At 60.7% G+C, this 22,376-nt stretch carries 30 protein-coding genes and 5 pseudogenes; 7 read left to right on the top strand and 28 right to left on the bottom strand.

The window, feature by feature from the left end; translation table 11 throughout:
* Window positions 1–24: 24 nt before the first annotated feature.
* The 10 genes and pseudogenes from ONR75_RS06360 to nifH all read right to left on the bottom strand — a co-directional run bounded on the left by ONR75_RS06360 (window position 25) and on the right by nifH (window position 8,837).
* Entirely contained in the window at window positions 25–321 is a 297-nt protein-coding gene (locus tag ONR75_RS06360; RefSeq protein WP_265081862.1) for a ferredoxin family protein, read from the bottom strand.
* 46 nt (window positions 322–367) lie between these two features.
* Window positions 368–1,675 carry an FAD-dependent oxidoreductase gene (locus tag ONR75_RS06355; RefSeq protein WP_265081861.1) on the bottom strand — a complete coding sequence of 436 codons (1,308 nt, stop codon included), beginning with the start codon at window positions 1,673–1,675 and terminating at the stop codon, window positions 368–370.
* A gap of 11 nt (window positions 1,676–1,686) precedes the next feature.
* A pseudogene (locus ONR75_RS06350) lies at window positions 1,687–2,795 on the bottom strand (electron transfer flavoprotein subunit alpha/FixB family protein).
* A gap of 11 nt (window positions 2,796–2,806) precedes the next feature.
* A complete protein-coding gene (locus ONR75_RS06345) occupies window positions 2,807–3,652 on the bottom strand; it encodes an electron transfer flavoprotein subunit beta/FixA family protein (protein ID WP_265081860.1) in 846 nt (281 codons plus the stop codon).
* Between the two features lie 295 nt (window positions 3,653–3,947).
* Window positions 3,948–4,297 (bottom strand): annotated as a pseudogene (gene nifW, locus ONR75_RS06340) (nitrogenase stabilizing/protective protein NifW).
* Complete coding sequence (gene cysE, locus ONR75_RS06335) at window positions 4,294–5,088, bottom strand: serine O-acetyltransferase (RefSeq protein WP_265081859.1); 795 nt, start codon at window positions 5,086–5,088, stop codon at window positions 4,294–4,296. The pseudogene nifW and the gene cysE overlap by 4 nt, the downstream one beginning before the upstream one ends.
* Before the next feature lie 7 nt (window positions 5,089–5,095).
* Complete coding sequence (nifV, locus tag ONR75_RS06330; RefSeq protein WP_265081858.1) at window positions 5,096–6,310, bottom strand: homocitrate synthase; 1,215 nt, start codon at window positions 6,308–6,310, stop codon at window positions 5,096–5,098.
* A 233-nt stretch (window positions 6,311–6,543) separates the two neighbouring features.
* Window positions 6,544–6,978, bottom strand: a complete 435-nt coding sequence (gene irr / locus ONR75_RS06325) for a Fur family transcriptional regulator Irr (RefSeq protein ID WP_265083555.1) — start codon at window positions 6,976–6,978, stop codon at window positions 6,544–6,546.
* Window positions 6,979–7,073: 95 nt separating this feature from the next.
* Entirely contained in the window at window positions 7,074–7,805 is a 732-nt protein-coding gene (locus ONR75_RS06320; protein ID WP_413776444.1) for a nitrogen fixation protein NifQ, read from the bottom strand.
* 126 nt (window positions 7,806–7,931) lie between these two features.
* A complete protein-coding gene (gene nifH / locus ONR75_RS06315; protein WP_265081857.1) occupies window positions 7,932–8,837 on the bottom strand; it encodes a nitrogenase iron protein in 906 nt (301 codons plus the stop codon).
* A gap of 432 nt (window positions 8,838–9,269) precedes the next feature.
* Between nifH and ONR75_RS06310 the strand changes: the two genes are divergently transcribed.
* On the top strand, window positions 9,270–9,701 hold the full coding sequence (locus ONR75_RS06310) for a response regulator (RefSeq protein ID WP_265083553.1): 432 nt from the start codon (window positions 9,270–9,272) through the stop codon (window positions 9,699–9,701).
* A 12-nt stretch (window positions 9,702–9,713) separates the two neighbouring features.
* The gene (locus ONR75_RS06305) at window positions 9,714–10,154 is read left to right on the top strand and encodes an ArsC/Spx/MgsR family protein (protein ID WP_265081856.1); all 441 of its coding nucleotides are present in this window, start codon (window positions 9,714–9,716) and stop codon (window positions 10,152–10,154) included.
* 106 nt (window positions 10,155–10,260) lie between these two features.
* On the opposite strand, the gene ONR75_RS06300 is transcribed toward ONR75_RS06305, so the two are convergent.
* The 3 genes from ONR75_RS06300 to ONR75_RS06290 are packed head-to-tail and all read right to left on the bottom strand — an operon-like array spanning window position 10,261 to window position 11,238.
* On the bottom strand, window positions 10,261–10,617 hold the full coding sequence (locus ONR75_RS06300; RefSeq protein WP_265081855.1) for a (2Fe-2S) ferredoxin domain-containing protein: 357 nt from the start codon (window positions 10,615–10,617) through the stop codon (window positions 10,261–10,263).
* Window positions 10,614–10,949, bottom strand: a complete 336-nt coding sequence (gene grxD / locus ONR75_RS06295; protein ID WP_265081854.1) for a Grx4 family monothiol glutaredoxin — start codon at window positions 10,947–10,949, stop codon at window positions 10,614–10,616. The genes ONR75_RS06300 and grxD overlap by 4 nt, the downstream gene beginning before the upstream one ends.
* A gap of 55 nt (window positions 10,950–11,004) precedes the next feature.
* The gene (locus tag ONR75_RS06290) at window positions 11,005–11,238 is read right to left on the bottom strand and encodes a BolA family transcriptional regulator (RefSeq protein WP_265081853.1); all 234 of its coding nucleotides are present in this window, start codon (window positions 11,236–11,238) and stop codon (window positions 11,005–11,007) included.
* 307 nt (window positions 11,239–11,545) lie between these two features.
* Here ONR75_RS06290 and ONR75_RS06285 point away from each other — a divergent pair, with 307 nt between their 5' ends.
* The 5 genes and pseudogenes from ONR75_RS06285 to ONR75_RS06265 all read left to right on the top strand — a co-directional run.
* Window positions 11,546–12,394 (top strand): xanthine dehydrogenase, encoded by an 849-nt coding sequence (locus tag ONR75_RS06285; protein WP_265081852.1) that lies wholly within the window; start codon window positions 11,546–11,548, stop codon window positions 12,392–12,394.
* A 9-nt stretch (window positions 12,395–12,403) separates the two neighbouring features.
* Window positions 12,404–12,904, top strand: a complete 501-nt coding sequence (locus ONR75_RS06280) for a hypothetical protein (protein ID WP_265081851.1) — start codon at window positions 12,404–12,406, stop codon at window positions 12,902–12,904.
* Between the two features lie 69 nt (window positions 12,905–12,973).
* Window positions 12,974–13,357: an iron-sulfur cluster assembly protein gene (locus ONR75_RS06275; RefSeq protein WP_413776443.1), complete on the top strand. Its 384-nt coding sequence runs from the start codon at window positions 12,974–12,976 to the stop codon at window positions 13,355–13,357.
* 155 nt (window positions 13,358–13,512) lie between these two features.
* Window positions 13,513–13,758: a hypothetical protein gene (locus tag ONR75_RS06270; RefSeq protein ID WP_265081850.1), complete on the top strand. Its 246-nt coding sequence runs from the start codon at window positions 13,513–13,515 to the stop codon at window positions 13,756–13,758.
* A 27-nt stretch (window positions 13,759–13,785) separates the two neighbouring features.
* A pseudogene (locus tag ONR75_RS06265) lies at window positions 13,786–14,007 on the top strand (hypothetical protein); the annotation flags it as partial.
* A 26-nt stretch (window positions 14,008–14,033) separates the two neighbouring features.
* Here the strand turns inward: ONR75_RS06265 and ONR75_RS06260 are convergent.
* From ONR75_RS06260 to nifB, 15 genes and pseudogenes are all read right to left on the bottom strand, one after another.
* Entirely contained in the window at window positions 14,034–14,462 is a 429-nt protein-coding gene (locus tag ONR75_RS06260) for a group II truncated hemoglobin (protein WP_265081849.1), read from the bottom strand.
* Window positions 14,463–14,632: 170 nt separating this feature from the next.
* Window positions 14,633–14,935, bottom strand: coding sequence for a DUF6156 family protein (locus ONR75_RS06255; RefSeq protein WP_413776493.1), 303 nt, complete (start codon window positions 14,933–14,935; stop codon window positions 14,633–14,635).
* 47 nt (window positions 14,936–14,982) lie between these two features.
* A pseudogene (locus ONR75_RS06250) lies at window positions 14,983–15,452 on the bottom strand (Rieske (2Fe-2S) protein).
* 147 nt (window positions 15,453–15,599) lie between these two features.
* Window positions 15,600–15,824, bottom strand: coding sequence for a hypothetical protein (locus ONR75_RS06245; protein WP_265081847.1), 225 nt, complete (start codon window positions 15,822–15,824; stop codon window positions 15,600–15,602).
* Between the two features lie 13 nt (window positions 15,825–15,837).
* Complete coding sequence (locus ONR75_RS06240; protein ID WP_265081846.1) at window positions 15,838–16,146, bottom strand: (2Fe-2S)-binding protein; 309 nt, start codon at window positions 16,144–16,146, stop codon at window positions 15,838–15,840.
* 40 nt (window positions 16,147–16,186) lie between these two features.
* Window positions 16,187–17,392, bottom strand: coding sequence for a DegT/DnrJ/EryC1/StrS family aminotransferase (locus ONR75_RS06235; protein WP_265081845.1), 1,206 nt, complete (start codon window positions 17,390–17,392; stop codon window positions 16,187–16,189).
* Window positions 17,389–17,658 (bottom strand): hypothetical protein, encoded by a 270-nt coding sequence (locus ONR75_RS06230; RefSeq protein ID WP_265081844.1) that lies wholly within the window; start codon window positions 17,656–17,658, stop codon window positions 17,389–17,391. The genes ONR75_RS06235 and ONR75_RS06230 overlap by 4 nt, the downstream gene beginning before the upstream one ends.
* A 47-nt stretch (window positions 17,659–17,705) precedes the next feature.
* A complete protein-coding gene (locus ONR75_RS06225) occupies window positions 17,706–18,065 on the bottom strand; it encodes a hypothetical protein (protein ID WP_265081843.1) in 360 nt (119 codons plus the stop codon).
* A 14-nt stretch (window positions 18,066–18,079) separates the two neighbouring features.
* On the bottom strand, window positions 18,080–18,319 hold the full coding sequence (locus ONR75_RS06220) for a nitrogen fixation protein NifZ (RefSeq protein ID WP_265081842.1): 240 nt from the start codon (window positions 18,317–18,319) through the stop codon (window positions 18,080–18,082).
* The gene (locus tag ONR75_RS06215) at window positions 18,316–18,636 is read right to left on the bottom strand and encodes a nitrogen fixation protein NifZ (RefSeq protein WP_265081841.1); all 321 of its coding nucleotides are present in this window, start codon (window positions 18,634–18,636) and stop codon (window positions 18,316–18,318) included. The genes ONR75_RS06220 and ONR75_RS06215 overlap by 4 nt, the downstream gene beginning before the upstream one ends.
* Window positions 18,629–19,397 (bottom strand): annotated as a pseudogene (locus ONR75_RS06210) (4Fe4S-binding leucine-rich repeat protein). The gene ONR75_RS06215 and the pseudogene ONR75_RS06210 overlap by 8 nt, the downstream one beginning before the upstream one ends.
* Entirely contained in the window at window positions 19,390–19,887 is a 498-nt protein-coding gene (locus ONR75_RS06205; RefSeq protein WP_265081840.1) for a hypothetical protein, read from the bottom strand. Before ONR75_RS06205 ends, ONR75_RS06210 begins: the two are co-directional and overlap by 8 nt.
* 53 nt (window positions 19,888–19,940) lie before the next feature.
* The gene (locus tag ONR75_RS06200; RefSeq protein WP_265081839.1) at window positions 19,941–20,249 is read right to left on the bottom strand and encodes a HesB/IscA family protein; all 309 of its coding nucleotides are present in this window, start codon (window positions 20,247–20,249) and stop codon (window positions 19,941–19,943) included.
* 10 nt (window positions 20,250–20,259) lie between these two features.
* Complete coding sequence (locus ONR75_RS06195) at window positions 20,260–20,484, bottom strand: 4Fe-4S binding protein (RefSeq protein WP_265081838.1); 225 nt, start codon at window positions 20,482–20,484, stop codon at window positions 20,260–20,262.
* Between the two features lie 30 nt (window positions 20,485–20,514).
* Window positions 20,515–22,077, bottom strand: coding sequence for a nitrogenase cofactor biosynthesis protein NifB (nifB, locus tag ONR75_RS06190; protein WP_265081837.1), 1,563 nt, complete (start codon window positions 22,075–22,077; stop codon window positions 20,515–20,517).
* Window positions 22,078–22,376 lie beyond the last annotated feature (299 nt).

The following is a 22,376-nucleotide window of genomic DNA, read 5'->3' as shown; positions in this document are numbered from 1 at the left end:
GTTCCACCGACGAATGCGCCGAACCTACCCGAACTTGAACAGAACACCGTAACCGCCGCGCGGATAGCTCCACTCGATATCGCCACCGGGCTCACCGATGACCCGACAGGTACCACATTCGACACAGCCATCGACCGTGACTTCGACCTGGCCGCTGTCGCTGAGTTCGTAACAGCGGGCCGGACATACCTTCAGCAAGGTCAGCAGCGCCGGCGATGGTGTCGTATGCGGGCGCACCTTGATGTGCGCACGGCCGGCATCGACCAGGTAGCGGTTATAGAACAGCTTGTCCTCAACGCGGACGGCGGGCACTGTCGTCATGTTTCGATCTCCATGGTGAGGGTCGATCAGAGTCTTTCTCGGTCAGTCATCGCCAGGCTCGGGCGAACCGGAACGCATCCCCGAAGAGCCCGGTCCATGAGCGTGCCTTGACGAAGGAACGTATGGTGCTCTTTTCCTTTTCCACCTTTGGCGTGCCATCGACGCGCACGAAATTCTGCATCGCTTTTGACACCAGTTGCGGATAGGTGAGAAAGAAATTCCGCGACTGGATATGCATCAGCGCCGGCATATCCTTGTATTTCTTGAGATCCTTGATGACGAACGAAGCGTCCAGCATTGTCTTGTACAGCGCCAGATTCTTCGCTGTCATCGGATCCTTGCGCGACTTGATCTGGAAGATCGCTTCGGCGGCGATGCGGCCGGAGGTCATCGCGAGGTTCGAGCCCTCTCGGTGGATGGCGTTGTTAAGCTGCGCAGCATCGCCAACCACGACCCAGCCTTCGCCGTAGAGTTGCGGGATCGCGTTGTAGCCGCCTTCCGGGATGAGGTGCGCCGAATACTCCTTGACTTCCGATCCCTCGATCAGCGGCGCCACCGACGGGTGCTGCTTGAAGCGCTCAAGCAGGCCGTAGGGAGTCTCCCCGGTCTTCTGGAAGTCGGCGACGAGGCATCCGATGCCAAGCGACACGCATTCCTTGTTGGCATAGATGAACCCCATGCCCGTCATGCCTTGTGAGATCGTGCCGGCCGCTTCGATGACGGTGCCTTCATCGCCCTTGAGGTTGAACCGCGCCTCAATCGTCTCGCGCGGCAGAAAGTGCATTTCCTTGACTGCCAACGCGACATTGTCGGCCTTCGGCCGCTCACGCAGATGCGCGCGAGTCCCCAGCAACCCATTGACGCCTTCGGCCAGGACCACCACGTCGGCATGGACCTCGCCGTCGTGACGGTCGGTGCGCACGCCGATCACTTTTCCATAGGCGTCCTGAGCCAGTTCGACCACGGTGGTCTCGCACAGCACGACGGCGCCAGCTTCGCGAACCTTGGAGGAAAACCACTTGTCGAACTGGGCACGAATGATGGTGTATCGATTGGGTTTTTCTTCGTTGAAATCGTCGGAGCGATAATGCAGTCCGACATGGGCGCGATCGTCCATCATCCAGAAACGTTGCTCGACCAGATGGCGCTCCAGTGGCGCATCTTCGCGGAAGTCCGGGATCAGCTTCTCCAGCATGTCCGCGTAAAGGATGGCCCCCTGAACGTTCTTCGAGCCCGAATATTCGCCGCGTTCAAGCTGCAGCACCTTCAACCCGCGCTGCGCCAGGGTGAGTGCAGCGGCATTGCCGGCCATGCCGGCGCCGACAACGATCGCATCGAATCTCTCTTCGATCATGGCACGCTCCTCTAGCTTGCGAGTCGGTCGCGGGAATGCGGTGACAGCCGTGCACGGAACGCCTCGGTCAGCGCCGGCAGCAACCGGATGGCGTCGGTGACGATCCCGATATGGGCAAATTCGAAGATCGGCGCGTTCCTATCGGTGTTGATGGCGACAATCATGTCGGCGCCCTCGACGCCGACGCGATGCTGAATCGCACCCGAGATGCCAGCCGCGATGTACAGCTTGGGCCGGATGGTCTTACCGGTTTGCCCGATCTGCCGGTCCGAGGTCACCCAGCCCTTCTGCACCAGCGGGCGCGAGCAGCCATACTCGGCCCCGAGTACTGCTGCGAGTTGCCGCACGAGCTGGAAGTTCTCCGGCGACCCCAAACCGAGCCCGCCGGCCACCACAACATCGGCGAAGGCCAGGTTCGAGTTGGCCGATTCACGGTCGGGGAGAAAGGACAGAACCTTGGTGACGATGTCCGCCTCGATCAGTCCGAGCGGATGGCTGACGATGCGTCCGACCGGGCGTTCGACCCGGTCCGGCATCTGCATCACGCGCGGCCGCACCGTGGCCATCTGTGGCCGGTAGTTGAGGGTGTAGATGGTGCACATCAGCGATCCGCCGAAGGTCGGCCGTGTCGCGGCGAGCGAGCCATCCGTATCGACATCGAGCGCCGTGCAATCCGCCGTCAGGCCGGTGAGCAGCGTGGTGGCCACCGAACCGGCGAGATCGCGGCCCAGCGTGGTCGCGCCGAGCAGCAGGATCTCGGGCTTGTAGGTGTTGACGACGTCAGTCAGCGCCTTGGTGTAGGACTCGTTGCGGTAGTCGGCCAGCAGATCGTCTGCGACAACGTAAGCGAGATCGGCGCCGTAGCAAAGGCCTCGGCGGCCGCCTGACGCGTCGCTTCGCCCTCCGGCCCGACGACGACCGCCGCGAGTTCAACCTGGAGCTTGTCGGCAAGTTGCCGGCCAGCGCCCATCAGCTCCCACGACACCGGATGAACCAGGCCACGTTCCTGCTCGATGAACACCCAGACGTGCTTATAGCCCTTGAAATGCTCCGGCAGTTCCTTCTTTGTCGCTGCGCGTCCGGCAGCGGCAGGGGCTGGAGCTTTGATCGGTTCGCTCATCGTCGTTCCCTTCAATATCCGCGTGCCAGCGTGATAAGGTCCGCTTCGAGTTTCGGCTGCCGCTTGAAGATGCCCTCAATCAGTGCCTCAGCCGGCGGCTTGTCACCGATGTCGATCATGATCGCTTTCTCGGCGCGGGGTGCCGGTGCGAAGACCTTCTTGACGATGGTCGGCGAGCCCCTCAGGCCACATTTTGAGATATCCTCGACGCCGGCGTCCTGCGCACTCCATTTCACGATGGTGGAGCGAGCAGCGCGCAAGGCGTCGATCATGGCGCCGCGGCGGATTTCATTGGTCGCTTCCAGCATGGTGATGAGGCATGGCAGCTTGGTGCGCAGCAGCTGCACACCGCCTTCCGAGCGCCGCTCCACCTCAATGGTACGCCCCGCAAGATCGAGCGCACCGATCTTGGCCACATAGGTGAGCTGCAGCAGATCCAGCCGCTTCGCGATACCGGGACCAACCTGCGCGGTATCGCCATCGATGGTCTGCTTCCCAGTAAAAATGATGTCCGGTGCGCCATAGATCTCGCCGATCTTGCGGATAGCAGTAGCGAGCGCATAGGTGGTCGCCAGCGTGTCGGCACCGGCAAAGAAGCGGTCGGTCAGCAGGACCGCACGATCGGCGCCGAAGGTCAGCGCCTTGCGCAGGCTGTCTTCGGCCGACGGCGGCCCCATCGTCAGTACGGTCACTTCACCGCCAAACTTGCCGCGCAGCGCAAGGGCGGCCTCGAGCGCGAACAAGTCGTAGGGGTTGATGATCGTCGGTACGCCCTGGCGCATGATTGTGTTGGTGACCGGATGAACGCGGATCTGCGCCGAATCCGGAACTTGTTTGATGCAGACGACGATATGCATGCGATGACTCCGCGTCAGCTCGATGGCCTCAACAGAACAGGTTAGCAAGTGTCATACCAGCCGCCGCAGCGGCCGAAAATCGATGCTCACACAACGAATTGAACGAGAGCCGACATTCTTCGACGCGCATCGGCGCATGCTGAAACGAAACAATTGCGACACGCGTCGGGAAAGCGACAGCAGAGCGACGACGTACAATCGACGCGTCAACACGCCGCCAGGTCGCGCGCATGCATTGCACGTCTCCCCGCAGTCAGCAGGACGCGCCAAGCAAATGGAGTCTACGACCGTCGGCCTATTTCAGCGTCGTAAGCGAAACGAAATTCTGTGGCTTCGGAGGTGCAACAGCGTCTTTCAAGACCTTGAACACCCGCTGGTCGAGCGGCGACGACGCCAGGAAGTCCGCATAGGCCTGTTCGAGAACCGCCTTGCATCGTTGCGTGACATCGGCATCGGACATGCCTGCAAAATCTTCGCTGACGAGATATTGCCCCATCCGACGAAGAATATGCAGTCTCACCACATTGAGGTGCTTGGGGTCGTAATCAACGCCGAGCAACGCAAAAAATCCTCCGCCGAGGATGCCTTGTTCAATTGATCGAGGACGCCCGACAGTTCCGATTGCGAGGTTGAAGAGCCTTTCATGGCGTGTCTCCTTCAGATCGATGAACTACATCCGCGCCGCCCCTGTCGTTGCGGTCCGGCGCGGTCCCTTCACGGACGCGCTTCTGCAGATGCGCGAGCCGCGCTTCGAGAAACTCGACGCGGTCCAGCACGACAGAGATCGCTTCGCTGACTGGATCGGAGATCAGGTGATGGTCGAGGTCGATGTGCCCTACGGCACGCCGGTGGCTCAATTGCGGGCGCACGACACGCGCGGGAATGCCGACGACCGTTACGTCCGGCGGCGTACTCTCTATGACGACAGAATTGGCGCCGACGCGGGTGCCTTGTCCGACAACGATCGGCCCCAGGATTTTCGCGCCAGCGCCCACAACCACGCGATCTTCCAGCGTGGGATGGCGCTTGCCGGGAAACCACGAGGTGCCACCCAGCGTGACGCCATGATAGAGCGTGACGTCATCGCCGATTTCCGCGGTCTCTCCAATGACAACACAGGCGCCATGGTCGATGAAGAACCGGCGGCCGATTTTTGCGCCGGGGTGAATATCGACGTTGGACAGAAAGCGGCCAAGCCAGGATAACAGTCGCGCCGAGAAGCGCCATTGGTTCGCCCACAGGCGGTGGGCCATACGATGCCAAATCAGCGCATGAACGCCCGGATAGGTCAGAAGTGTTTCAAACTCGCTGCGCGCAGCGGGGTCACGCAAGCGAACGCAAGCGACGTCTTCCCTGATGAGGCTCAGTAGCGACGGCTTGGCGGTCGTCGCCTCCGTGCTCGGTCTACTGACCGGAAATTCCATTGCGTCGGTCATGTGAGCCTCAAGCGCAATTGGGCAGGTGCTCGTTGCGGATCTCGCGCCAAATTTGCGCGACGGTCTCGCGGGCCACCGGACCCTTATGAGAAACCGCATATTCGCGGACGCGCGCCAGAATGCCGCGCGTCTGCTCCGGGTCCGCCGGCATGTGAAGATCCGAGAGCAGAGACGTGATTGACGCAAGGCCGGAGTGCTTGCCGATGACGATCCGGTTCGAGCGGCCGAACAACGACGGATCGAGCGACTGGTAGGTGTGCTGATCCTTCAGTAGCCCGTCGACATGGATACCCGATTCGTGGGTGAAGACGTGCTCCCCAACAATCGCCTTGTTGAGCGGAATCACTCTGGCCGCAGCCGTCGCCACGATTGCCGCAACGTTGCCAAGCTGGGACAACACAATGCCCGTCTCGCGCCGGTACAATTGCCGCAGCGCCACGGCAACCTCCTCAAGCGGTGCATTGCCGGCACGTTCGCCGAGCCCGATCACGGTGACGGAGGCATGGGTGGCACCGGCCTTGATTGCTGCAAGGGTGTTGGCCGTCGCCAGACCCAAATCGTCATGACCGTGAAACTCCAATTCGAGTTCGGTGGTCGCGCGTAAGGCTGCCATCAACGCGTAGCTGGCGTCGGGGTCGAGCACGCTCAGCGTATCGGCGACCCGAAACCGACGCGCGCCTGCTGCCTCTGCCTCTGCCACGACCTCGATCAGAAATCCGATATCGGCGCGTGACGAATCCTCACCACCAACAGCAACATCCAAACCCTTGCTACGCGCGTAACCCACCACGCGTCGGAGCATTTCGAACGCATTGGAACGCTTCCCTCCGAGTTTCGCAGCGATTTGCACGTCGGACACGGGAACAGACAGATTGACCATCGAAGCGCCCGACGCTATTGCCGCGTCAACATCCTCGATACGCATGCGGCACCAGGCAATTGTGGTGAGCGGCAGTCCGGCCTCGACAATCGCGCGGATCGCGGTGATTTCTTCGCGACCCATCGCCGGTGTGCCGGCCTCGATCTCGGGAACACCCGCGCGCGCCAAGGCACGAGCGATTGCGACTTTTTCAACGGTGCTGAATGCCACACCCGGCGCCTGCTCGCCGTCCCGCAGCGTTGTGTCGTTGAGGACAACCCGAGCAGTTCGGCCGATTCCAACAGCTGCGCGATCAGAACGAAGGCCGCTGTGGGCCTTATCGAATTTCTGCGGCTCGCTCATCAATTAGGCCCCCTGATGTAACGGCGTCGCAACACGATCCCGGACGCACCCTCATAGGTGGATACAGAGCAACCGGCATGCCATCGCCCGTCGCATATATGTCATTGTTTTCGCTTTTATTTTTTGCTTCGACCAATTGTCGCAATCGCGACAGCGTCACGAACCTGACGCGATGTCTCGACACGTTCAGGGCTGAACCAGTATCTATTGCGGCACCAGATCGGGTCACGCACTCATCTCTGTTTTCGTCGCAAATGCACGATCACATCGATGCGCGAAATGGCGTATCCCGGCAGAGGCTCCGGCAGATTGTCAAGGATGACGCCTGGCGCGGGAACGTCGAGCAGCCTGTCCTCCTGATCGACGAAGAAGTGATGATGCGCTGTCGGATTCGTATCGAAGAAAGACTTCGATCCATCAACGCCGATCGACCGCAAAAGCCCGGCTTCCGTGAAGTGATGCAGCGTGTTGTAGACCGTCGCCAGCGAAATATGAACGTTCGCGGCCTTCGCCTCCTCGTGCAGCATCTCCGCACTGACGTGACGACCACCCTTTGAAAACAGCAGCCAGCCGAGGACCAGCCGCTGCCGTGTTGGTCGAAGACCGGCCCGGCGCAGCAGATTGACGTTATCGCTCTGGAAGATTTCCGTATCCCGAGCGCCGAACATGAGCTCAGATGGAACGTCGTTCTCGGCGGTGATGGTGGAGTCCGCCGAGACCATGTCCCAGTTCGCCGTTGTGACCTCCATGAACGCTACCTCGGTTACAATGAGAGAGATGCTGCCTGCGAAGCGGACGCCTGCAGCGAAGATTCGCGACGCCGGTCCGCCATCCGGCTTTCACCGGTTTCGTCGCCGAAGCAGATGTCGAAGTCACTGCAGTCAGTGCACACGGGCGTCGTGCACATTACGAAGCCGTCCTGCTCGCAGAGCATGCGATAGAAGAAGCGCTTCCACCGCATGTTCTGGGTATTGCGGCTGGCCATAGGAGCGAAATGTCGCAACAGCAGGCGCGTCAGCTCGGACCGATCGCGAAGGCCGAGATCCTCCCACAAATGGTTCGGCTCCATCGCCCGCCGGGCGATCATCGCCGCAAGCCAGCGACTAACGTCGCCATCGGTCGACCGATGGGTCAGCAACAGGTCGCGCACCATGGATGTTTCGTCGTCTTCCACCGCGACAGCATCGCGGCAAGCGAATACAGCGACAGCGTCAACGTCGGGAAACCATTGTAAAAGGAGGCTGACGATATCTGCGGTCGCGAGACCGGCACCAATCGCGATGCCACCGCAGTCCGACGCGGCAGCCGCAAGGATCGATGCCAGGACATGCTTGTCGAAATTGAAATCGTCGTCGATCAAAGCGTCAGATGAGCCGAGGCCTGTCAACATGCGGTAGGTTGCCGCCCCCAGGTTCTCAACGTTGTCGTCCTCGCCCATGGCAGCATCACGAACAGGCGGAGCCTCAATCAAGATTTCCTGCGGTGCCACCATCATTGCAAGCCGCTCCAAAGCCGTTTGTCCAGGCTCAAATCCAGATCGCGCGCGCATCTCGTTCAGCGGATGCGGCTGGTAGAAGCCGACCCCTCTTGAGAGGGGCCGGGTCGTCTCGATTGAAAGTCCTCAGGCGGACATCGCTGCCAGCTGATCGGCGGCGAGTCCGGCGGCGGTCTTGCCGACAACGCTCTCGTCGACCGGCTTCATGATGCCGTGCTCCATCAACATGTCCTCGAGTTCGTCCATGGTGATCGGGGTCGGGATGATGCCCTTGCCGCCGTTGGCGTGGATCTTGGTCGCCAGCGAACGGTAATGCTGGGCCTGTTCGGATTCCGGCGCGTATTCCAGAACCGTCATGCGGCGCAACTCGGCGTGCTGCACGATGTTGGCGCGCGGCACGAAGTAGATCAGGTGGGTGCCGAGCTTCTTCGCCATTGCTTCGGCCAGCTCCAGCTCCTTGTCGGTCTGGCGTTCGTTGCAGACCAGACCGCCGAGGCGCACGCCGCCGGAATTGGCGTATTTCAGAATGCCCTTGGAGATGTTGTTGGCGGCATACATTGCCATCATCTCGCCGGACATCACGATGTAGATTTCCTGCGCCTTGTTCTCGCGGATCGGCATCGCGAAGCCACCGCAGACCACGTCGCCCAGCACGTCGTAGGACACGTAGTCGATGTCCTCGTAGGCGCCGTTCTCCTCGAGGAAGTTGATCGATGTGATGACGCCGCGACCGGCGCAGCCGACGCCGGGCTCCGGACCACCGGACTCCACGCATTTGATGTCGCGGTAGCCGACCTTCATGACCTCTTCGAGTTCGAGATCCTCGACGCTGCCGGCGGCGGCGGCCAGGCTGAGGATGGTGTCCTGCGCCTTGGCATGCAGGATCAGCCGGGTCGAATCTGCCTTGGGATCACAGCCGACGATCAGGATCTTGTGTCCCATCTCGGCTAGCGCCGCCAAGGTGTTCTGCGACGTCGTCGACTTGCCGATGCCGCCTTTGCCGTAGAAAGCGATTTGTCGTAGTGCAGCCATTTTGTTCTCCATGAACCGATTGCAATTGAGCTCGCGCGATTGCACGAAACTTTTTCTGTTACAGAACCGGGCACATGGGTTACGGGAAGGAGCGCATCACTCGTCAAAGCGTCTGCGTGCACTCAGCCCTCACTCCTTGTTCCACCCCTCAATAGCAACCGCCGTGCCATTCGCGCTAAGCTGATGATTCAGCTTCTGAAACATCAAATTTTTTCAATTTTTCTGGAAGCGGCAAACGCGACAGGTCGGTCCGGCTGTCTGGCGGCTGTTGGAAATCAGACAAGGATGTCACGATCGTCGCGGGCCGGACGCTGCCGCCTCGTGCGCTGCGACGTCCCGTGCGAATTCCGCATCTGCTTGCCCGGAATGGAATTTGCTTGGAGCCCTGCGGGCCCTACGACCGTACATGCTCGCAATCTCACGGAGGCTGAAATGCAGATTGGCGTCGAGACTTCAAAAGCCGTCGACCAGCGTCGGGTCTTCGTCATCGACGAGGATGAAATCACGCGCGCTGCATTGCAGTTCATGCTGCATGATGAAATCGAGACCCACGAATTGATCAGCCCCGAAGAGGCCTACGACAAGGGCGTCGGCTGGCTGCAGCCGCATGTCGTATTGCTCGGCGTATCCTTCCTTCGAGACAGGGGCAGCTCGCTGATCGGAGAACTCACGGCGAAATTTCCCGGCGTGCGCGTTCTCATCGTCTGTTCCAAAGCCGACGAGGCCGTCGCCATCGAGGGACTGAAGGCCGGGGCGCATGGCGCGATGGTCAAACCGCTGACGCTGGAAGCTGTCCGCAAGAAGGTCGACACCATCCTGGGCCGCGGCGGCGCATCACCGCTCGTTCAGCTCAGCGTCCTCTGACGACCACGCCCCATGACGGAAATCATCTTTTACGAGAAGCCCGGCTGCAGAACCAATGCCCGGCAGAAGCTGCTGCTGGCGGCTGCAGGCCATGTCGTCACCGCGAAGAACCTCCTGACGGAGCCCTGGACCGGCGACCGCCTGCGCGAATTCTTCGGAGCGACTCCGGTCGCTTCGTGGTTCAATGCTGCCGCTCCCCGCATCAAATCGGGCGAGATCGATCCCGGGGCATTCGATGCCGCCGCGGCGCTGGCGACGCTGGTCGAAGATCCGCTCCTCATTCGCCGGCCGCTGGTAGAGGCGAACGGACTGCGGTGCGCAGGCTTCGATCGCGAACCCGTAATATCGCTGCTCGGCGGCACCGCGAACGCTGACGCCGAAGGCTGCAGTCGTCCTGGACCGTCGCAACACTGTCCGGACCCTGACCCGACATCGAAATCGTCAGCCCTATGATATTTTCAACGACATCGCGCCCGCGCATGACGCTGGCTCGTTTCCGATTGGCTACAAGGCCTGGAGCGCCACGCCTTGTAGCCGCCGAATGATGCCGGCAAACAGATCAGCGTCGCGTCAGGACCATGACCAGCCGATCGACCCGCTTGCCCTGCTTAAAATGCGACTCGACGATCTCGTCGATATCTTCCGCAGTGGTCGGTCGGTACCAGATGCCTTCCGGATAGACGACCATCAGCGGACCGGCGCTGCAAAAGCCGAGACACCCAGATGCGGTGAAGCCGATATCGCCGAGCCGTTGCGTCTCGAGAGCCTTGGCCATTCTGTCCCATAGCGGCTGCGCACCGGCTGCGCCGCAACTTCCGCGCGGATGACTGGGCGGACGTTGCGTGTGACAGGTAAAGACGTGATGCTTGTAGAGTTGGGGGATTTCGAACGCGACGTCCTCTGCCGTGTCGCTCATGTGGCCGCGCTCGCGATGCCCTTGTCGGCGAACAACACCGCAAGCTCTCCCTCCTGAAACATCGCACGCACGATATCGGCGCCGCCCAGGAACTCACCTTTGACATAGAGCTGGGGGATGGTCGGCCAGTCCGAAAATGCCTTGATGCCCTCGCGAACCTGCGGGTCGGCCAATACGTTGACCCCCTTGAACGGAACGTTCAGCCCGTTCAGAATCTGCACGACGCTGGCGGAAAAGCCGCATTCCGGCGCCGCAGGGACGCCCTTCATGAAAAGAACGATATCGTCGCTCCCGACGATTCCCTTGATACGCTCGACGGTGGGGTTGGTCATGTTCGGTCCTCTCGACTTGTGTTGGTGTGTGGGTGGCGGAGCAAAACCGGTCCAGTCATTTCAGCACGATCGTTTCGAGCGCTAGCGCGTGAAGCGCGCCGCCCATCTGTCCCTGCAAGGCCTCGTAGACCATCTTGTGCTGCTGGATCCGGCTTTTGCCGAGGAACGCCCCCGACGTCACACGCGCCCCGTAGTGATCGCCGTCTCCCCTGAGATCGACGACAACGACCTGCGCGTCCGGGAAGGACTGCTTGATCAGGCGTTCGATTTCGATTCCGTCCATGGCCATTGCGACGCACTCCAGGGGTCTATCGCCATCGCCATGCAAGCTCTAAACCAACTTGCAAGGCATCGTTGATATCAGCAGGACCACGTTGCAAATGCCGAAACGCTGAACGGCATTTTAATTTTCCTGATTGTTGCGAACTCGTCGGCTGGCCGGTGTCGTGTTTCCGACATCCGGGCTGTTGCGAATGCGACTTGATCAGCGACCGCCCACCTGTCGACGCCTGATTGTTGTTGGTTTTTCACGTTTCCGGCGCACGGCCCGGCTCTTGCTTTATGGGACGAACGTCTAGCACCGGAGCAGCACAAAAATGCGATCCGCCTTTCCCCACCGATTTGCCGTCATCCTCGGTACCAACGAGATCGCATCTGCCGTTGCAGTCCAGCTCTGTCGGAGCAATTTCCGGACTGTGCTGTCGCATGATCCGCTGCCGCCCGTGATACGCCGCAAAATGGCCTTCCACGACGCCCTATACGACGATGGTGTTGCCGTCGAGGGTATTGGCGCCCGACGCGCCGACACCGGACTTCAGATCGGGACGAGCCTTGCACAAGAAAACGGAGTCACCGTTACCGAACTCGGGCTTCTGGACCTGATCGTGGTTCGGGCCATTGACGTTCTCATCGACGCGCGCATGCAGAAATATCTCGCGACACCCGATTTGCGCCGACTTGGCCGTTTGACCATTGGCCTCGGCCCCGGCTTTGCAACCGGCACCAATTGCGACGTCGCGATCGAGACCCGGCCCACAAAGGCCGGACGCATCATTCGCGAGGGACATACCGATCAACCCGACGGCGTCTCGCAGCAACTCGGTGGCCATGCCGGCGAACGCTTCGTGCGCGCGGACTTCACCGGCCGATGGAATACCGCGATCGAAATTGGCACGCGGGTTTTCAAGGATTTTGTCGTCGGCCACTTGGGGACGATACCGGTACGCGCTCCTTTTGATGGAATCCTGCGCGGAATTGTCCGCGACGGGACCGAGGTGCCTGCCGGCGCCAAGCTGCTCGAAGTCGATTCACGCGGCCGAAACGCGAACTGGACAGGGACTGACGAGCGCGGACGGCGGATCGCGACGGCTGTGACTGAAGCTATTTCGAGGGACAGCGCGGACGTTTCTGGATCGACCAAGCAACCGTTGCATCTGGTAAAGTGAGGATCTCGGTTGAGTACCTCCACAGCTGCGGATGAGGATCTGCTCAGAGAGCCCGCCCCCATCGCCTTCGGAGAGCTGCCCGAAGCCATCGACTCGCTGCTGCAGCGAGGTGTCATTGCCTATCGGCATGACCGGTCGCGCGCCGACGGTCTATTCCGGCAGGCGCTCGCCGCCGCGCCGGAAGTGCTGCCCATCAACTTCTGTCTGTACAAGATCCACACCTATCAGGGCCACCTGGATCAAGCGCAGAACGCCGCCGAGAGCGGCCTGAAGGAGGCGGCCAGCCAGGCGCAGTGGCACCTCGACTGGCGTCAATGGCAGTCGCAAACCACGTTGCCGGATGGCCCCGGCCGCTTCGCGCTCTACACATTGAAGGCGCTCGCCTTCATTCAATTGCGGCGAGGAAATCCGCGACAGGCCGCGGAGATGCTTGGCACGCTGAAGCAACTGGACCCGGCGGGGACTGTCGGATGGCCCGTCGTCGCCGCCCTCGCCGAAGGCATCAGCTAAGCGAAGCTTCTATGGCACTGGGCTTGCAAGTGGCTCCGAGACAACATCCGATTGCGGAGACAGCCGGACATGACAAATCTCGATGACCGCAGGTCTTCCGCCGCGACGGCGCCGATCACAGAAGCACAAGCGCATATGGCAGGTGACGCGAATGACGTCGTCGAAGCTATCATCGCGGCTTTGCGTACCGTGCATGACCCCGAAATTCCCGTGAATATCTACGATCTCGGGCTGATCTACCGGATCACGCCCGACCATCGGGGAGCTGTCGAAATCGACATGACGCTCACCGCGCCGGGCTGTCCGGTTGCCGGCGAGATGATGAATTGGGTACGGACCGCCGTAAGCGACGTCGATGGAATCGATACCGTGACGGTCAATCTGGTGTTCGATCCGCCGTGGGACAAATCGAAGATGTCCGAAGACGTTCAGCTCGAGCTCGGCCTGCTCTAGCCGGGTTAGAGGCTTCGAAACAAATGGGCGCAACGTCGCTTTGGTCCGCCGAAACCAGCCCCTCTGCCTCGTGGGCGCCATGCCCGGCCCCGCTTTTCAATTGGCACTCAATCTGCATGAGCGAGCGGTGACACAATGGCAGAGGGCGACCATAAATGACGATTGCAGAGGGCTTTTTCGTCGATTGGGACGGCAATACACGTTCAACAAGCGATCCCGGCGGAGGCTATCTCTGCGAGGCCGATCCAGTCGCGCGTTATGTGGCCATCACCACCAAGGGCGGCACATTGGTTCACGAGGCTACCTACTACAAGAGCATCGCCGACATCGAGAAGGCAGGCATCAAGGCGCCACTGGTGTCCGGTACGCACCCGTGGGGTCGAAAAGCCGAGGGATTCTAGAGTACGACGTAACGGAGCGAGCCGCGGATGCTGCCAACCACCATTCTGATCGACGAGGCGCCGCGCTGCGTGGTGCGCCCCACCGACACCAAGGATCTCATTCGCTTCATCCGTAACGGCAAGACCTACCTGCTCGCTGACAATCCGGATGGCAGGATCAGTCACCGCATGGCCGACCATGCCGAAGCGGTGCGGTGGCATAACGCGCTGGCGCTACACAAGGCCTGGGGCGGCGCAGAGGAGGATTTTTCGGAACCCCGGTCTGAGCCTCCCTGTCAGGGGCGCACTGTTCCCGCGTCGTGGGGATTGCCGGCCTGGTTTCGCATCCAGTCGGCGAGCTTGGTCAGCGCCGCATCGAGCTCCTGGCGCGCGCCGTCATCCGAAATCGTTTCCGCCATCGCGCCACGCATGCAAAGGAGCCACGCATCGCGTTCCGCATTGCCGATCGAAAACCCCATGTGACGCTGCCGAAGGCGCGGATGGCCCTTCCCCGGAGAATATAATTTCGGTCCGCCGGTCCATTCGCTCAGGTACCGCTTGAGAACGCTTCCGACCAGCCCCAGATCCGGCGCATGCATGGCGCGAATGACCCTGGCCTCGGGCAGCGTATCCATTCGATGGTAAAACGCCTCCACGAGCCGGTCGATGACCACCGCGCCGCCGATCCGCTCGAACATCGAAACTTCCACCACCGCGTCGGACATTCCTGCTCTCCTGATCACTCATCCATGCTCGGCAACAGCAGCACTTCCGCCGGCGCCCCCGGCCCGCGCTGCTCGACGAATTCCAGCGCGCGACAGGCCGCCACCACTTTCGATCAGCACGACGGCCTCATTTGGCAATCTCGACAGCGCATCCATCAGTTGGGACACGGTCATGAAAGCTGCGACCCCGCATCATCGAAGGTCATGGCAACCGGCTCCTCGTCCAGCATCACGATCTCCACCCGCCGTAACCGGCCGCTACCGTGATATTCGTAGCGGTGCGACAGTTCAACCTCTCCGTAGACCAGCTTGTCGAAGCCGCTGAGCATTCCGGCACGATCGAACCAGGCACGAATGAACGTATTGCGGTTCGAGAGCGCTTCCGGCTCAATCGCGTTGACTAGGTTGAACGGCAGCTTGACGCCGCTGTAGGTCAGGAAGAACCGACATTCCTGCTGGTTCTCGTCTCCCATCATCCGTCTTCCAGATTCCGATTGCATCGCGCCAGCGCTCACCCCTGTTAACCTGGTTGAATCGTGATTTCCATGGTGTCGTCGCCGTCGTCGAACGGATTGGGTTGTCCCCCTCCTCCAGGTCGATGCCGCACAGGCAGACGTCGCCATCGATGACGGCGAGCGCGATCGGCTCAAGGCTGCGATCCTTGCAGGGGCCGCTAATGCACAGCCCGGTGTCGATCTCGAACATCGAACCGTGCCGTCCGCATTTCAGGAAAGTCCTGTCCCGCGTAAAGAACTCACCTTCACCGAAATTGAGCCAGATGCCCTGGTGTGGACAGGAATTGACATAGCCGATGTAGTCATCCGCATGCGTCCGAATGACCAGGACCGCGAATGGTCGGCTCTCTCCTGATTCATCGACGCGAAACAGACTGAAGGCTTTCGCACTGCTGCGCTCTATGGCCTCGGCCGCGCAAATCACGAAGACTTTCGATGTTCCTATCGCTCCCCTGGCAGCTCCACGGCAAACCATCGCCACACCTGCCCCTGTCGCAAAAATGACATCGCTGTTGGACCCACGCCAACAGCGTCCCCGACGGCCCTCCCGCCAGGCCTCGATACGCCGGAAACGACGGCCTGTTTCCAGACCGCCTTTCCCTCATAACCAGAGCAGCAATCGCTATGCTGCCGTGGGTGCATACTCGGTCTTGAATGCGCCGAGCTCGTCTGCCGTCAGCCGAAATACGCCACGGCCTCCGGAGAGCGCCTGGTATGCGTTGCCTGCCTTTTCGCTCAGGATGTTGAACCATTCCTGCGGAGTCAGCGACTTCGGTCGTTCGCTGATCTCCACCACCGAAGCGTCTGGCGCGAATCGCAAATGGATCAGAACTTTCTGCGGCTCCATCATGTTCTCCTTTCTAGACGCCGGAGCCGAAGCCCAGCAGTTCAATGGTAATGTTCTCGGTGCCCAGCACCTTGCATTGGCAGGCAAGGCGCGACTTGGAGCCAATGCCAACGATGGTGTCGAGCCGTTCGTTTTCCTCGCGGGCGATCTTGGACAAGCCCTTGCGACCTTCCTGCACGTAGATGTGGCAAGAGCCACATTTCGCCTGTCCCTCGCATTTGTGCAGAATGCCCATCTCCGCTCCGAGCAGCGCCGCGAGCAGGGTCGTTCCCTCTGCCACATCGATGGTTTTCCCCGACGGCAGCACAGTCAATGTCGTCATGTTTCATTCCTCCTGTTGTTGAACAATCGCGTTCAAGGTCCTAGTAGATTGCCGCGCCCGCCCCGTCATTGATCGACGCCTCCTTCATCGTCTCGACGATAAAGGAAATCTGATCCTCGGTGAGATGGGTGTGGAAAGGCAGCGCGACCGCCCGATCCGCCACTTTCTCGGTGACGAAATACTCACCGCGGCGATGGCCACGCTCGAAATAGTACCGCTGAAGATGCAGAGGATTGCAGTAGGCAGCGGCCTCCACCTGCTCAAGCCCCAGATCCTCCACGATGGAGTCGCGACTTGAACGGGTGAAGCGGGTCCCAAGATGCACCACGTAGAGAAACCAGTTCACCTCGGTGACGTCGGGAGCGATGTAAGGCGGTTTGATGCCCTCGAACGACTGTACATACTTGTAGTAGAGATGCTCTATCAGCCGCCGCCGCTCCAGGATTTCATCCAGTCGCTGCAGCTGGGCCAGCCCTAGGGCCGCCGCGATATTGCTGATGGCCGCCTGATAGGGAGGCGTCGAGCTGACCACCACAGATGCCCGCTCGTCCCTTCGATGGGAACGCAGCCGTCGCAGCGTCACCGCGATATCGACGTCATCCGTCACCACCATTCCACCCTCGCCGCAGGTCAGCGCGGACGGTTGGGAGAAGTCGAACACTGCGACATCGCCGAAGCTGCCAACCAGTTCCCCCTTGTACCGTGAACCGATCGCCTCGGTGGAATCTTCGATCAGCAGCACGCCATGCTTGACCGCAATCGCGCGCAATTCCGTCCATGCAGCAGGATGCCCGTTGGTGTTGCTGACAACGATAGCCCGCGTGTTGGCCGTGACGCGAGCCTCGACCTTGTCCGGCGCCAAAGTGCCCGCCCAATAATCGACATCGGCGAATGCCGGCGTCGCACCAGCGATCGCGATCGCATGCATGGTCTCCCGGAACGAATAGGACGACGCGATCACCTCCTGGCCCGCGCCGATTCCGTGGGCCTTCAGCGCGAGCAGGAGGCCGATGGTGCCCGAGGGAACAGCAATGGCATAGCGGCGGCCGAGATAGGACGCAAAGGCCTGTTCAAACTCTTCCACGAGCGGACCGCTCGACAGCTGTGCCGACCGCATGACCCGGTCCACCGCTTCGATTTCGGCCATTGTGATATCGGGATCCGACAATGCAATGAGCCCCTGCCCGGCATCATCGTCGGCGACGTCGCCCTGATCCACATCCAGCATAATGGCGAGTTCAGTCATGACGTCGCATTCCTCTGAGCCAGTACGATGCCCGTGGCGCGTTCCGGATCGGCCGTGATCCCGACACAATGATCGCTGCGATCGAGCAGATGAATTTCAAACCGCGAATAGCTGCGGAATGGCGTCTCCGTCACATCCGACGCGTCGCATCTGGTCCACGATAAATGCGGAAACCGGCTGCGCAACTGCGCGAAGAGGCGCTGGTCGGCGTCCGGCGCCGACAGCAGGCCTTCGATCTCCTTCAAGTCGTCCGGGTTCAGGGCCATTTATCCAACTCGCTATTCTATGTTCACAAATGCCAAAACAGACGGCATCACTGCCAAAACGTCCGTGCCGGATCGACATTCAGTCTCTCCAATGCCGACGGCAGTCGTTGATGCGTGGAGTCGAGCTGCCAGCGGTCATGCGCATGATCCTTCCGGAACAGCTCCCATTGCCCTCCGTCGGGGTCATGCAGCAGCAGCGCGACGTCGACCATGCCGCCGTCCTTGTCGATGTTCCGCGAGCAGCACGGACTTTCTATCCGATAGCCACCGATCGTCGTTACGACTTGCGGCGTGACATATCGATATCGCTTGCGGGTCTGCAGGCTCCGCTCGATCCGCTTGCGATCTAAATCGTTCGGATGAGCGAACGGCCGCGTAATGTTCCGGCTCAGCACAGCAGATTGCATGATGTCTGATCCTTCTAGAGGGGATGAATCTCTTCTTCGAGGCAGCCGACGACGAGGTGGTCGCCGAACTCAACCAGATAGACCGGGACATTCTCTTCGGCATGCGTCCCGACTTGAACGATTTCACCGACATTGCCCACCGTCACCAGCAAGGCTTCAATCGCAGCGTCAGGAAAGCTGCCATCATTGTGTAGGTCGACCAGCGCCTTGACGCGCTGGCCCCATTGAAATCGCGGAACTCGAGGTTCGATCATGATGCGACAGCCTCCGGCAGCGGAAGATCGGCCATCTCGTCGCGCGCGTGCACTGGATCGAGCTCCTTACGCTTCATTCCGACACGGTTGCCGCTCTCAAGAAACTCGACGCCGTAAATGTAAAACTGCTGAAGGAAGGTTCCGATGCTGACGACGTAACCCTCCTCGCCTTTCTTCGCGAGGACGTCGCCGATTTCCTTGCCGGCATATGTGCCATCGTTACGGATGGTACGCTTGGCCCTTACCTTTTCGCCGTAGCTGAAGACCGGTGGGGCGGAAATCTCCACCACATCGCTGTCGCGGACGATATTACTCATGCCGGATACCTCCCGATCGCGCGCCGGTCAGGCGGGATAGCGCCAATTCCTGCACAAAACTGTCACTGTCCTGTGCCAGATCGCTGATCTCATCGACGGCGATTCTGCTCGCCACCTCGTAGCGGACGCGCCAGTCCGGATCGTAACGCAGCCGGGACAGCAACTCTGGGGTCAACCGCTGCGCGATCTCCAACCGCACCAACGCATCCTGGTCGCTCGCCATACGTAGCAGCCAGCCCGGCGGGATCCGGCGCGCCACGACACGGCGAACTTCCGGCTCGGCGTCGCCGATCAAGGCGCCGAGAAGCGGTGGCGCAATGCGCCGCGCAATCACCAGCCGGACATAATAATCCGGATCGTTCATCATTGGCATCAGTTCGGCATCGTCGAGCACAGATGCAATGCGAGATCCGGACCTCGCGGTGGACGTCGTCGCGCAACCGCAAGACCAGTCGTTTGGGCAGCCGCCGTGCCGCGTTCCAGCGCACCGTTTCCTCGGTGTCGTCGAGCAACGGCGGCAGCAGGAAGACGCTGGCGTGCTTGGCTGCGATTGCACGCACCTCGAAATGGGGATGTTTCACATAGGAATTTGCGAGATCCGGATTCCAATTGAAGAAGCGGTCGATGCGCCGGGCATAGCGATCATGGACGCAAGCGTGCCGGAGGCGGCAGAGTTGCACATCCTTCAATGCCTGATGGGGGCAAGAGCCACAATCGACCTCATTGCCTTGCCAGTCGCGGGCTTCGTCGATGTCATCCATCGTCGTCGAGCCCCATTCGGTCGAGGACTTCGAGCAAGACCCTGGCGCCCACCTTGTCGCTCGGATCGAGCTCGAGCAACTTCATGACGGCGGCGCGCCCCTCATCCAGTTTGCCTAGCCGCATCTGCAGGTAGGCGTATCCCTTGAGGGAAAACAGGTAGAACCGGGGCAGGATGTTCGCATAGCAGCCGAATGCGGCATCGGCTGCGGCGACGTCGTGCCAGTCCGGCGCCAGCCCGCTTTCATTCGCCGCTTTCACCAGGCATTGCTTGGCGATTGCCAGCGCGTCAGCCAAGCGCCCCTTGTAGAAGTAGAAGCGATAGAGGCCGATCAGTACAGCGGCATGAGCCGGTGCTAGCATCTGGGCTTCCCGCAGGTGCTGTTCGGCGACATCGTCGAGGTGATAGGAGAGGCTGGCTTCGCACAGATGGAACTCAGCCTCCGGCGGAAGCCCGCTGCCGAGCAACGCATCGGCCAGCACCGCCTCCATGGCGGATCGCGGCTCGTTTCGCTCCACAGCTCCCATCATCCGACGGCTCCCGTCTAGTGGCTCGCGCAGGAAACCTGCTTCGGATCCTTGAACACCAGCCCCGTCTGCGACGGGGTGTCGGAGAAATCGATGGTCACGCCGTAGAGCAGGATGCGGCTCTCCGGCGGCAGGAACAGTTTGACGCCATCGCGCTCGACCACCGCCTCGCCTTGTGCCGGCTCGCGGCGCACGCTGATATCGGCGGCAAGACCGGAGCAGCCGCCCGGGCTGACGGCGAGCCGGAACCCGCTGTTGGCGTCGCCGTCGGCACGGATCATCATGCGGATGAACTTTGTTGCGGCGGGAGTCATGGTGAAATTCATCGGACGGGTCCTATGCTGGTGGCTGATAGCGCGGGAGAGACGTGTCGATTACGCAGGTATTGTCGACCGGGCAGACCGCCGTGCATTGCGGCGTATCGAAATGCCCGATGCACTCGGTGCATTTCTTGGGGTTGATCACGAAGGTTCCGTTTTTCTCCGAGATGGCCACATTGGGGCACTCCGGTTCGCACGCCGAACAACTCGTGCATTGCGAGGCTACGATCTTCAGCGTCATCGATTGCTCCTGGTGTCGGTTGTCGTGGCTTCAGGCGGCTGAGATCAGGGCGCCCTGACGAATTTCGGCATCGCCGCGTACGACGTGCTCGATCTCGCCGCTCTTGACCTTGTCGAGGTAGGACTTGAACCAGGCGATCGCCGATTTCTCGATGAACTCGTGGGCGAACTGATCGACAGGCTCAATGCCGGCGGCCTGCAAATCCGCCTTGGGGCAACCGCCTATCTTGGCCACGAATACCGCGTGACAATCGTTGATGGCGCGGATCACCGTCTCAAGGCTCTCCTCATCGCCAAACCCACCCTGGCAATACAGATCGACGCGACGGTGGCCGACAAATTTCGCACCGGCGGTCGACAGTTCGTAGACCTGGAATTCCTTGGCATGGCCAAAATGCTCGTTGATCAGGCCCGAGCCCTTGGTGGCAACCGAGACCAGCAACTTGATGTCGCTCATCTCGCCGACAAGTGTCTCCAGCTCTTCCTGCTTGGCTGCCACTTTGGCAACGCGCTCGTCTTCCACCTTGGCCTGGTAGGCCTTGCGGCTGTCGAGGTCGTAGTTGACCTCCATGGCCATGATCTTGTCGGTGGTGAACTCCGCGCTGCGATCTTCGCCCAGCAGTCCGACGGCATCGGCGCGGCACTGCCGGCAATGCCGCATCATGTTCATCTCGCCCTCGCAGGAATCCTGCAGCGCCTTCAGCTCCTGCGCCGTGGGTCCGCGCTGGCCGGTCAGGCCAAATACGGTGCCGTGCTCGGGCGCGGAAATCAGCGGCATGATGTTGTGCAGGAAGGCTCCGCGGGACTTAACCGCTCGGTTGACTTCGACCAGATGCTTGTCGTTCACCCCCGGAATCATCACGGAGTTGACCTTGCACAGGATGCCGCGCTCGGTGAGCATTTCGAGACCCAGCAACTGGCGATCGGTCAACAGCTTGGCGGCCTCAAAGCCCGTGTAGCGCTTATGCTTCCAGAATACCCACGGATAGATCTTGGCCCCGATCTCGGGGTCGACCATATTGATGGTGATGGTAACGTGATCGACGTTGAAGCCGGCAATGGTGTCGACGTGATCTGGCAGCGCCAGGCCGTTGGTGGAGAGGCAGAGCTTGATGTCCGGCGCGGTCTTGGCGATGAGTTCGAAAGTCTTGAAGGTCTTTTCGGGATTGGCGAGTGGATCGCCCGGGCCGGCGATGCCGAGCACGGTCATCTGCGGGATCGTGGAGGCGACCGCCAGAACTTTCTTCGCCGCCTGTTCCGGGGTCAGCTTCTCGCTGACCACGCCGGGACGCGATTCATTGGCGCAGTCGTACTTGCGATTACAGTAGTTGCATTGGATGTTGCAGGCCGGTGCTACCGCCACGTGCATACGCGCATAGTGATGATGGGCTTCTTCACTATAGCAGGGGTGGTTCTTCACCTTTTCCCAGATCTCGGTCGGCAGATCGCCCTGCCCCGCGGCGGAGCCGCAACTCGCCTTGCCGCTACCGCCCGTCGTTCCGCAACCCTTTTGGTCAGCGACGACCTGCATGACCTTTTCAATGTTCGCAATATTGCCGGCTGCGGTACCTTCGTGCGGTGCTGACGTTTGCATGGTCGTTCCTCGTGCTGGCCAATCCAGAATTGGGAAGATCTCGATAGGAGAGATTAGCAACTCGCGTGCCACCGCGGACGGCCCCGCATTTTTTCGCTTTTTCAATGAGTTAGAAATTTTCTTGGGGCTGTCGCTTTGCCAACACCGCCAAGCGACATGATCTCGTTGATGTTAGAAACGTTACAGACAGCGTTCGCGCTTATTGAAACGGCTGCGTCATGAATTCATCGCGAAGGCCAACGCATGGCGCGCCCGGAGAACGCCGGTGGCGCCGGGCACTATGCGATAAGCCGAACTTT

Origin of the sequence: Rhodopseudomonas sp. P2A-2r (assembly GCF_026015985.1) — a bacterium.
Lineage (GTDB): Bacteria > Pseudomonadota > Alphaproteobacteria > Rhizobiales > Xanthobacteraceae > Tardiphaga.
Note: the sequence above shows the minus strand (reverse complement) of the source record. Positions and strands in the feature narration are given on the sequence as shown.